This window comes from uncultured Bacteroides sp., from assembly GCF_947632445.1.
GTDB lineage: Bacteria > Bacteroidota > Bacteroidia > Bacteroidales > Bacteroidaceae > Bacteroides.
In genome coordinates this window covers 1-10,215 of record NZ_CANRPM010000080.1, presented here as the reverse complement: position 1 = coordinate 10,215, position 10,215 = coordinate 1, and the positions used below count along the sequence as shown (strand labels likewise).

The 10,215-nt window shown below is 48.5% G+C and carries 8 protein-coding genes; 2 read left to right on the top strand and 6 right to left on the bottom strand.

The window, feature by feature from the left end; translation table 11 throughout:
• Window positions 1-235: 235 nt before the first annotated feature.
• The 4 genes from Q0Z70_RS11875 to metG form a co-directional block, all read right to left on the bottom strand.
• On the bottom strand, window positions 236-1,153 hold the full coding sequence (locus Q0Z70_RS11875) for a glycosyltransferase (protein WP_298074799.1): 918 nt from the start codon (window positions 1,151-1,153) through the stop codon (window positions 236-238).
• Window positions 1,150-2,598: a lipopolysaccharide biosynthesis protein gene (locus tag Q0Z70_RS11870; RefSeq protein WP_298074797.1), complete on the bottom strand. Its 1,449-nt coding sequence runs from the start codon at window positions 2,596-2,598 to the stop codon at window positions 1,150-1,152. Before Q0Z70_RS11870 ends, Q0Z70_RS11875 begins: the two co-directional genes overlap by 4 nt.
• A gap of 99 nt (window positions 2,599-2,697) precedes the next feature.
• Window positions 2,698-4,329 carry an RNA-binding domain-containing protein gene (locus Q0Z70_RS11865; RefSeq protein ID WP_298074796.1) on the bottom strand — a complete coding sequence of 544 codons (1,632 nt, stop codon included), beginning with the start codon at window positions 4,327-4,329 and terminating at the stop codon, window positions 2,698-2,700.
• 31 nt (window positions 4,330-4,360) lie between these two features.
• Window positions 4,361-6,403: a methionine--tRNA ligase gene (metG, locus tag Q0Z70_RS11860; protein ID WP_298074794.1), complete on the bottom strand. Its 2,043-nt coding sequence runs from the start codon at window positions 6,401-6,403 to the stop codon at window positions 4,361-4,363.
• Window positions 6,404-6,591: 188 nt separating this feature from the next.
• Between metG and Q0Z70_RS11855 the strand changes: the two genes are divergently transcribed.
• Window positions 6,592-7,254 carry a PepSY-like domain-containing protein gene (locus Q0Z70_RS11855; protein ID WP_298074793.1) on the top strand — a complete coding sequence of 221 codons (663 nt, stop codon included), beginning with the start codon at window positions 6,592-6,594 and terminating at the stop codon, window positions 7,252-7,254.
• 153 nt (window positions 7,255-7,407) lie between these two features.
• Here Q0Z70_RS11855 and Q0Z70_RS11850 read toward each other — a convergent pair whose 3' ends face one another.
• Both Q0Z70_RS11850 and Q0Z70_RS11845 read right to left on the bottom strand, forming a co-directional pair.
• Window positions 7,408-8,412, bottom strand: coding sequence for a class II fructose-bisphosphate aldolase (locus tag Q0Z70_RS11850; protein WP_298074791.1), 1,005 nt, complete (start codon window positions 8,410-8,412; stop codon window positions 7,408-7,410).
• A gap of 201 nt (window positions 8,413-8,613) precedes the next feature.
• Complete coding sequence (locus tag Q0Z70_RS11845; RefSeq protein WP_298074789.1) at window positions 8,614-9,621, bottom strand: endonuclease/exonuclease/phosphatase family protein; 1,008 nt, start codon at window positions 9,619-9,621, stop codon at window positions 8,614-8,616.
• A gap of 184 nt (window positions 9,622-9,805) precedes the next feature.
• On the opposite strand from Q0Z70_RS11845, the gene Q0Z70_RS11840 reads away from it, so the two are divergent.
• Window positions 9,806-10,060 carry a type B 50S ribosomal protein L31 gene (locus Q0Z70_RS11840; protein WP_298074787.1) on the top strand — a complete coding sequence of 85 codons (255 nt, stop codon included), beginning with the start codon at window positions 9,806-9,808 and terminating at the stop codon, window positions 10,058-10,060.
• Window positions 10,061-10,215 lie beyond the last annotated feature (155 nt).

The following is a 10,215-nucleotide window of genomic DNA, read 5'->3' as shown; positions in this document are numbered from 1 at the left end:
CATGAAACGTCATCAACGCATCGCACCTCTGTTCTCTGACGATTTTTGGGTGACACGTTGACGAAGTCAGGAAAAAGGGGAATTTCCGCATGGAAATTGCATGTCTTAAAAATTATAATGGAAATTTCCGGTCGGAAAATGTACTCCGGCATTTAGCGGATGCGGGGCAATGGGATGAAATAGGAGCAGATGGCGCGGGCTTTCTTCAGCAAGCCGAAGGCGCGGCATTTCCAAATTATCCGCTTCGGGGGGGGGGCAATGTGCGGAGCCGTTTTTCCACTTCGTTGTGATCCCATTCGGGGCGCAGGGCCAGCAGGCGCCGTTCTGTTTCTTCGGCTGCATCAGTTAGGCCGGCTTCACGACAGTGGTACAGTTCATTCAGGCTAAAGCGGGTGTGAGTGTCGCGCAGCAACTCATATACTTTGGCGTCTTGTTCCCTGAAATAGTCGATAAGATATTCGCGTACCGTTATTCCCATATTGAAACGCTTTTGTCTGTTGACTTCGCTCCAAATGCCATCACTATGTTTCCGATAAACCGCCATCGGCCTTTTGAAATAGTAGATGAGCCCAAAACGTGCGTTGAGCATATGCATGGCGTAGTCGCATGAGGTTATTTGGCTGAACCATTGGGGCACTTGGAGATAGTAGGTACGGCGGAAGAGGGAAGAAGAATTGGTGATATAGTTGCTGCATGCCAAGTCGTGGATGGTGGTAATTTTTTTCTGCCCGCTATTCGACAAACTTTTGCTATGATCTTCTTCGTAATAGTTAATGACGCGATGGAAACAAATGGCGTATTCGGGATGGCTGTCCATGAAATCGGTCATACACTGCAACTTCTTTTTGTATATCCAGTAGTCGTCTCCGTCACAGATGGCTATATATTCCCCTTGGCAGTGTGCGTGGGCATCCATGAAATTCTGTTGGAGTCCTACGTTTTTTTCATGTTCCACCAATGTTATTTGGTTTGGATACAATTGCTTGTATCGTTGGCAGATACTTAAAGTGTCGTCCGAGCTGCAATCTTCAGCGATGACGAGCTGAATGTTATAACTTGTCTCTTGGCGCAATACGCTTCGGATGGCTGTCTCTATATAGGCACTGATGTTGTAGGCCAGCATAATGACGCTGACTTTGGGGCACTCTTTCATACGATTTTTTTCTTTTTGAACAGATATTGGATGCTTTCGTAGAATATCTTCGAGCGGAGGCGCCACATGAGCAGCGCGTACAGCGTGGTGGCCATTGCGATTTTGGCTCCGAAGCGCAGATATAGGTTGCCGATGCCGCGGGTAGCCATCCATGTGGCCGCCATCACAGCGAGCGTCACCAACAGGTATGGGGCGACATCTTTCAGCACATTCCGCAGGCGGATACCGGCGTGTTTGCGGGCGAAATGCTGCCATACGCCCAGCCACAGGAGGTTGGCGGCGGTGAAGACGACAAGCATCGTGTGGAGCCCGTAGGGATAGCTTGCCCACACACATAGCAACTGGAAGGCGCCCAGTCCGATGGTGTTCCACATGAAGATGTTCGGCCGGCCCAGGCTGTTTAGTAAGTTGGAGTAGAGGATAGCCACCGGCATGAAGGCGCCCCACACGCAGAGGATTTGCATCACCAGTGCGCAGGGAAGCCACTTATCCGTAATGGTGATGACAATAAGTTCCTCGGCTACAAGCCCCAAGCCAAACATGGCGGGCAGGCTGACAAACACCGTGAAGCGTAGCATCTTGTGGAAAATGTTCCGCAGGCGTGCCGGGTCGTCCGAAGCTTCGCGAAACACGGGCTGGCCGACGCTGTTTATCATTCCCGACAGGGTGGAATAGCCCATTGTGGTCCATTTGCTTCCCTGCGTGTAGTAGCCCACCTGTTGCAGGGTATAGAAGCGTCCCAACAGGACGGAAAAGATGTTGTTGTTGACATGTGTGAAGATGGAAGTGAGCAACAGTTTGCTGCTGAAGGGAAGCATGTCGGACAAGACTTTCCGACTGAACGAAAAGGTGGGTCGCCAAGGCAAACGTATCCAAATGAGCAGTGCGTTCATTCCCGAATAGACAACTGTCTGCACGGCGATGCCCCAACTGCCCCAGCCTCGGTAGGCGCACGTGACACCCACAAGACCCGACACGATGATGGCAGCAATCTGTATCTGGCTGCGTTCCTTCACCATCAGGTTACGGAAATAGTAAGCGACGGGGGCTGCAGTGGTACTACCAAGCAGAAATCCGAGGAACAGGAAGCGGGCCAGAGGTGCCAGTTCGGGCGTGTGGTAAAAATGGGCGATAAGTGGTGCGCAGGCAAATAGAAGCAGGTAGAGCGTCCCGCCCACGGTGATGTTGAACCAGAACACGGCGTTATAGTCGTCGTGGTGCACCTCCTTCTTGTTGACAATGGCCAGAATGAACCCGCTTTCGGCAAAGATGCCCGCCAAGGCGGAGAAGATGGTGAGCGCCCCCACCATACCATAGTCGGCGGGAGTCAGCAGCCGGGACAGGAAAATGCCGAAGGCGAGATTGAGCAGTTGTAGGGTGCCGTTGCCAATCCCGCCCCATAGCAAGCCTTTGGCGGTCTTTTCTTTCAGTGAAGATTCTTTCATTTTGTTTTCTGTAGGCGTATTTCCTTCTTATTTACTTGTGTGTCAAAAACTTAATAGGTCTTTTGCTCTTAAATTGCTCTTAAATTGCTCTTAAATTGTTCACTCTTTCAAGTACCATTCGGAATGTATGCCTCTTGAACGGTTCACAATCTTGTCCTGTTTCCTTAGCTTGGTTAGCAGATTGCCAATCTTGGAGCGTTTCTGATCTTCATTGAGTATATCAGGCAACTTTTTCCATAATAGTTTGGTTATTTCCTGCTTGCTCAAGGAATGGTGTTCGGCCAGTGCTTTTAATATCAGGTCGCAATAATAACGGTCTTCAAATCCTTTATTGTTGGAATAATCGGCTTTTTGGTTCAACTGTTGTGCCACATGTTTGGCAATGAGCAGATTCGGCTTTCTTCCTTCGATTAGCCGTTTTTTGCGTAGCCATGCTATTTCCTTGTCACTTACCGGATGCCCCAGTTGAACCCTGTTCAATGTTTCCACTTCCATCAGCGTCAGGTTTTTGTGGTTGGCCAGTATGTTGGCATATTCCATATTGATAATTTTTCCGATGATGGTCACCTGTACATGGTTGTTTTGCAGATTATAGTCGGGTAAAGGGAATAATCGCTGGCGTTGGAAGTTGAACATTTTCCGAATGCCACTGCCGATTGTGTCGACCATTCGCAAATCTACCATGGCTCTTGCCAGAAAGGCATTGCGGTAAACTTCTTCGGGAGCATCATTCTCAAGCACATTGCTGATGCTTTGCGGAATGAAACTGCCTTTATTGGAAAAGACCAATTTGTCTTCGTATTCTACCACATTGATTTGCCCTCCCAACGTATAATCCTGATGTGCAATGGCATTATTGAGCGCTTCACGTATGACATAGGGCTCGTACGTATCGACTTCCTCGGGAAACAACGTTCGAAACTCCGGATTGATGTACCTGTATTTCAGATTTCTTATTTTCTTGAAAATTGCTTCGGCATTCAGGATAAAGGGGCATCCCCTTATCTCGTAATCACGTTCATTTCCCTGCGAATTTTTTAGTATCCAGCGTATCTGTGCTACGGCAGGCGAAAGAAGGGCACCACTTTCTTCCTTGCCTAACAAAACAATGGCTGCATGGGTAATCTTTCCCTTAACTGTTATTTTGGCTTTGTTCAGGAAAGTCATGTCGTCCCAGCTTTCTGCTTCCTGCGCCTTTTCCTTGTGCTTGGAGGTATATAGTTCCCTGGCTTTTCGGATAGCCAGCGGATCAAGGTCATTGATAGTGGCATTATCTACGATTTGGGCACTCCAGTCAGGGCGGGGGATTTGCCGTTGGAGCAAATCATGATACAGAGGTTGGGGCATGACGGATGTGCAGCTTTCAATCCTCCGGTATGGTTTTCCATCGAATAAATAGGGCTTTCGACCAAGTTGGTCTATAAAATGGATTACGATGACCTGACGTGAAGAGGAAGGCAACGAGACGTATTGTATGTGAGGAGTATAGGCAGGCTCAAATTTTCGGATGGCTGTTGCAATATCCCGTCGAGTACTGTCCGTCACTTCTTGTCCGCGTATGATGCCCTTGTCTGTCACACCAAACAGAAGATATCCTCCGCCCTCTGAGTTCAGGAAGGCACATCCAGTCTCCATTCCCCGAGTCAGTTGCCCGGTCGTTTCTTTAAATTCCAACGAGTCGGACTCTTCGACTGATATCAGTTGTTGTATGTCTTCAATCGTAAAGGCCATGAAGTCCTTGTCAACTTGTCTGCTTATTCCTTTATTTCACTTCGCTTCCCGGCTTCACCTCGCGTAGCAGGGTGGTTACGGCCAGCGAGCCGTCATAGTCTTCGGCGGAGAGTATCATGCCTTCGCTGACAAGACCGTTCTTGAACTGACGCGGGGCCAGGTTGGCAATGAACAGCACCTGTTTGCCTATCAGCTCTTCGGGCCGATAGTGCTGGGCGATGCCGCTCACGATGGTACGGTTTTCCAAGCCGTCGGCTATTTTGAACCGGAGCAGTTTTTTCATCTTGGGCACGGCTGTACATTCCAGTATGGTGCCGACGCGGATGTCCAGCTTCTCGAACTCTTCAAACGGAATGACGGGCTTGACGGGGTTGGCCTTGTAGGCAGCAGCCTCGTTGGCTTTCTTCGTGGCGAGCAGCTTGTCCACCTGTGCCTGAATGGTTTCGTCGTCAATCTTCTCGAACAGCAATTCGGGCGTGCCCAGTCGGTGTCCTGCGGACAGCAGGTCGGTTCGGCCCAAGTTGGCCCAGTCGAAACTTTCCACGTTCAGCATGTGGCGCAGGCGCTCGCTGCTGAAAGGCAGGAACGGTTCGAAAGCGATGGCAAGATTAGCCGTCAGCTGCAGGGCGATATGCAGGATGGTCTGCACGCGGGGCATGTCGGTCTTGGCCAGCTTCCACGGTTCAGTGTCGGCCAGGTACTTGTTGCCGATGCGTGCCAGGTTCATGGCTCCCTTCTGCGCGTCGCGGAACTTGAAGTTGTCGAGCAGCTTTTCTATCTCGTTCTTCACGTCGGCAAATTCGCGGAGCGTTTCGCGGTCGTAGTCGGTCAGTTCGCCGCAGGCGGGAACCACCCCGTCGAAATATTTCTTGGTGAGCTGCAAGGCACGGTTCACGAAGTTGCCATAGACGGCCACCAACTCGTTGTTGTTGCGGGCCTGGAAATCCTTCCACGTAAAGTCGTTGTCCTTCGTTTCGGGAGCGTTGGCGGTGAGTACGTAACGCAGTACGTCCTGCTTTCCGGGGAAGTCCTGTAGGTATTCGTGCAGCCAGACAGCCCAGTTGCGGGACGTCGAAATCTTGTCACCTTCCAGATTGAGAAATTCATTCGATGGCACGTTGTCGGGCAGGATGTACGAACCTTCAGCCTTCAGCATGGCGGGGAAAACGATGCAATGGAACACGATATTGTCCTTACCGATGAAATGGACGAGGCGTGTCTCAGGGTCTTTCCACCATTTCTCCCACGAATCGGGCAGCAGCTGTTTGGTATTGCTGATGTAGCCGATGGGAGCGTCGAACCACACATAAAGAACCTTTCCCCCGGCATTTTCTACGGGTACGGGAATACCCCAATCGAGGTCACGGCTCACGGCACGCGGCTGCAATCCCATGTCGAGCCACGACTTGCACTGTCCGTAGACATTGGGACGCCATTCCTTGTGGTCTTCCAGAATCCACCGGCGCAGCCAGCCTTCGTGTTTGTCCAGCGGAAGATACCAGTGCTTGGTCTCTTTCATCACGGGCTTGCTGCCGCTGATAGCACTCTTGGGATTGATGAGTTCCGTAGGACTCAGCGTGGAGCCGCACTTCTCGCACTGGTCGCCGTAGGCACCTTCGGCGTGGCAGCGAGGGCACTCGCCGGTGATGTAGCGGTCGGCCAGGAAGGTCTTGGCTTCCTCGTCATAATATTGCATGGAGTTTTTTTCGATGAACTCGCCCTTGTCGTAGAGCTTGCGGAAGAAGTCGGAAGCCGTCTGATGATGTATGTCCGAAGAGGTACGCCCGTAGACATCGAACGAGATGCCGAATTCCTTGAATGAGTCGCGGATCAGCGTGTGATAGCGATCTACCACGTCCTGCGGCGTGCAGCCTTCCTTCCTGGCAAGAATGGTAATGGGTACTCCGTGCTCGTCGCTTCCGCCGATGAAGATGACGTCCTCCTTCTTGAGGCGCAAATAGCGCACATAGATGTCGGCGGGGACGTAGACGCCGGCCAGATGACCGATGTGGACAGGGCCGTTGGCATAGGGCAGAGCCGATGTCACGGTAGTTCGTTTAAATTTTTTCTCCATATTGTTGCTTTTCTTTATGTGACTGACTAATGTGCGGCAAAGATAAACTTTTTCCATCATTTTCCCAATTCTTTCCAGATTAACCCCTATTTTTGTGGTGTAAAACCATTCGGAAGTTCAACGTCTTTCGTGTATTACGAGCCAAAGAAGAATAAAAAAGAGAATATTTTAATAAAAGGAGAATGATTATGAACGTAAGAAAGTTGTTAATGTTTCTTCCTATTTTGCTGGGAGTATGGATGTTGTCAGGTTGCGACGACGATGAGAAGAAAATAGATTTAGGCGAACTGCCCGCCAAAGCCCGTTCTTTTATTGATAACTATTTCCATAATGCCGGTATCCTTTCCATCGTTCAGGAAAAGGAGAACGGACACAAGGAATATCAGGTGGAACTGTCCGACGGCACAGACTTGGAGTTCGATGAAGACGGCGAGTGGACAAACATCAAATGTCATTTCAATCCACTGCCAGCAGGCATTCTGCCCGCCAAAGCCCATTCTTTTATTGATAACTATTTCTATAGTGGCGATATCCTTTCCATCGTTCAGGAGAAGGAGAACGGCCACAAGGAATATCAGGTGGAACTGTCCGACGGTACAGATTTGGAGTTCGATGAAGACGGCGAGTGGACAAACATCGAGTGCCATTTCAGTCCGATTCCGACAGGCATCCTGCATGCCAAGGTAGAAGCCAAAGTGGAGGAATTGCACCCCAAAGCATCTATCTATGGTGTCGAGAAGGAACCGGGCGGTTATGTGGTGGAAGTGACGGCTGCCGACGGCATCGATTGGGATATGCGTTTCAATACCCGATTCGAATATATCTCGCAGAGTCAGGACAGGCATGATTGACGGACGTTTTTTTGCCCTATAAAAGAGAAAAGGCTGCTTTCCGCTTTGGGAAACAGCCTTTTTTGGTTGGGAAAGCAGCGCTTTCCTCTATCTGGATAGCCTTCCGGCAAAAGTTTACTCCTCCGTATAACCTAAAAAGAGTAGACTTAGAACTTATTTAGCCAACTTGTTGTCAGAACCCAGCACGTTGATAATTTTGTGCTTGTAGAGTTTCTCCATGTTGTCACGGGCCGGGCCCAGATACTTACGAGGATCGAATTCAGCCGGTTTTTCAACGAATACTTTGCGGATAGCAGCGGTCATGGCCAGACGAGAGTCTGAGTCGATGTTAATCTTGCAGACAGCAGACTTGGCAGCTTTACGCAGTTCGTCTTCGGGAATGCCGATAGCGGCTTCCAGCTTGCCGCCAAACTTGTTGATTGTATCAACCTCTTCCTGAGGAACTGAAGAAGATCCGTGCAGAACGATGGGGAAGCCCGGCAATTTCTCCATAACGGCATCGAGTACTTCGAATGCCAAAGGAGGAGGAACCAGACGACCGGTGGCAGGATCTACGTGGCATTGTTCGGGTTTGAACTTGTAGGCACCGTGAGAAGTACCGATAGAGATAGCCAAGCTGTCGCAACCTGTGCGAGTAGCAAAGTCGATTACTTCTTCAGGGTCAGTATAAGTGTGATGTTCGGCAGACACCTCGTCTTCTACACCGGCCAATACTCCCAGCTCGCCTTCTACAGTCACATCAAACTGATGGGCGTAGTCAACCACCTTCTTAGTCAAAGCTACGTTCTCTTCGTAAGGCAGATGAGAACCGTCGATCATTACAGAAGAGAAGCCCATGTCGATGCAAGACTTACAGAGTTCGAAGCTGTCACCGTGGTCAAGGTGGAGCACGATTTCAGGATGAGCGCAGCCCAGTTCCTTAGCATATTCTACAGCACCTTCGGCCATATAGCGCAGCAGAGTCTGGTTTGCATAGTTACGCGCACCCTTGGAAACCTGCAGGATAACCGGAGACTTGGTTTCAACAGCAGCCTTTACGATGGCTTGCAACTGCTCCATATTATTGAAGTTGAAAGCCGGAATAGCATATCCACCCTTAATGGCACGAGCAAACATATCTTTTGTGTTTACAAGGCCTAAATCTTTGTAATTAACCATTTTGTTTAAAAGTTTATAGTTAGTGATCAAATTCTGTGCAAAAGTACACATTCTCGTTCAAATAGCGGGTGACAATCCTACTAAAAAGACTCCTCAAACAGAAGAAAAACAATCATTTTTCAAGTGTTTGAAGAGTTTTAACAAAAGATTGTAAAGTCTATGTTACAAGTTCAAAGAATATGTTCCGCTACTTAAACGGGATTATTTCTTCAGATAAATAATGGTAGGCAGATGGTCACTATAACCGTTCAACCACGTGCGGCCGCCATGTGTACGCAGCGGGGCCCCCTTATACTTACCGTCCTGTTGAATAAGATAGTCGCGATAGAAAACCTCATGATGGTCGTAACGCAATCCGCGACGCTTTTTCAGCAATGGTTTCGATAGGACAATCTGATCAAACAAATTCCACTTGCCGCGATAGAGCAATGTACCGACCCCTTCGTCTTCCAGCGTTTCCCACCAGGGATTGTAGAAATCGCCCTTTTCTACCTCTTTTCTATATTTACGCGCACCCAGCGTCTGCATACTCTCATCCATCGGATCGTCGTTCATATCCCCCATGACGAAGAGCTTCAGCTTGCGTTCTTCATTCCGCAAAGAGTCAGCCAGAGCTTTTACCTGCCGGGCTGCATGTACACGCACCGGCGATTGGGCACCACGCGAAGGCCAGTGGTTGACAATGACACATACACGCTCACCCGCCATGTGCCCGTCCACAATCAAGAAACCGCGCGTTAAGTGTACCGTATCTCCCTGATAAGGTTCGGACAACACAAGTTTTGAACAAGCCACGTCAAACCGTTGCGGATCGTAGAGCAAGGCACAATCAATGCCGCGCTTGTCGGGACCTTCGTAATAAATATATTTGTAAGCAGAAAGAGAAGGTTGTTTCAGGAGGTCGTCCAACACACGATTATTCTCCACTTCGGCTACTCCGATGAAAGCAGGGCCTTGCGGTACCTTGTCACGCGACAGGGAAGAAAGCACCTTAGCCATATTTTCCAACTTTGCCTTATACTTCTTTGAATTCCACTTATAACTGCCGTCGGGCAGGAAATCGTAGTCGTTCTTGCCGGCATCATGAATGGTATCGAACAAATTCTCAAGATTGTAAAATGCCACGCTGTACAGGTTGTGCCTCTCGTTTTGCGCTTCCAAAACCATCGCACAGAGGCAGCATGTCAACAGAAAGAATAGTTTCTTCATATTCATACACAGATTTTAGATGCAAAAAAAAGAAATTAAACGAGATAAACCTATTTTTTAGTCGAACTTTTTTCTATTTCAAGAAATAGCACTATCTTTGCACACTGAAAATTAAAGAGACCATTACACCGCTATTTGTTACCAGCAATAGTAAACGAAATAAAAAATAAAAAACAATATCGAAATGAAAAAAGGTATTCATCCCGAAAATTACCGTCCGGTAGTATTCAAAGATATGTCAAACGGTGACATGTTCCTGTCTCGCTCAACTGTTAACACAAAGGAGACTATCGAATTCGAAGGCGAAACTTATCCGTTGGTAAAATTGGAAATCTCCAGCTCTTCTCACCCGTTCTATACCGGGAAGTCTAAATTGGTTGATACCGCCGGTCGTGTAGATAAGTTCATGAACCGTTACGGTAACCGTCAGAAGAAATAATCCTTTCTGATAAAAGGATAAATAAAATAAAAGGGAAGCTCGAAAGCTTCCCTTTTATTTTATGTCTATACTTCTATTTAGGGACATTCATTAAATAGTATAAAATTAGCCAACTAATTAATACACAAATTATTGCGAATTAGTTGGCTTTTTTG

Coding starts and splice junctions, on each gene's coding strand:
- Q0Z70_RS11875 (WP_298074799.1), bottom strand. CDS start 1,153: ATGAAAGAGTGCCCCAAAGTCAGCGTCATTATGCTGGCCTACAACATC.
- Q0Z70_RS11870 (WP_298074797.1), bottom strand. CDS start 2,598: ATGAAAGAATCTTCACTGAAAGAAAAGACCGCCAAAGGCTTGCTATGG.
- Q0Z70_RS11865 (WP_298074796.1), bottom strand. CDS start 4,329: ATGGCCTTTACGATTGAAGACATACAACAACTGATATCAGTCGAAGAG.
- metG (WP_298074794.1), bottom strand. CDS start 6,403: ATGGAGAAAAAATTTAAACGAACTACCGTGACATCGGCTCTGCCCTAT.
- Q0Z70_RS11855 (WP_298074793.1), top strand. CDS start 6,592: ATGAACGTAAGAAAGTTGTTAATGTTTCTTCCTATTTTGCTGGGAGTA.
- Q0Z70_RS11850 (WP_298074791.1), bottom strand. CDS start 8,412: ATGGTTAATTACAAAGATTTAGGCCTTGTAAACACAAAAGATATGTTT.
- Q0Z70_RS11845 (WP_298074789.1), bottom strand. CDS start 9,621: ATGAAGAAACTATTCTTTCTGTTGACATGCTGCCTCTGTGCGATGGTT.
- Q0Z70_RS11840 (WP_298074787.1), top strand. CDS start 9,806: ATGAAAAAAGGTATTCATCCCGAAAATTACCGTCCGGTAGTATTCAAA.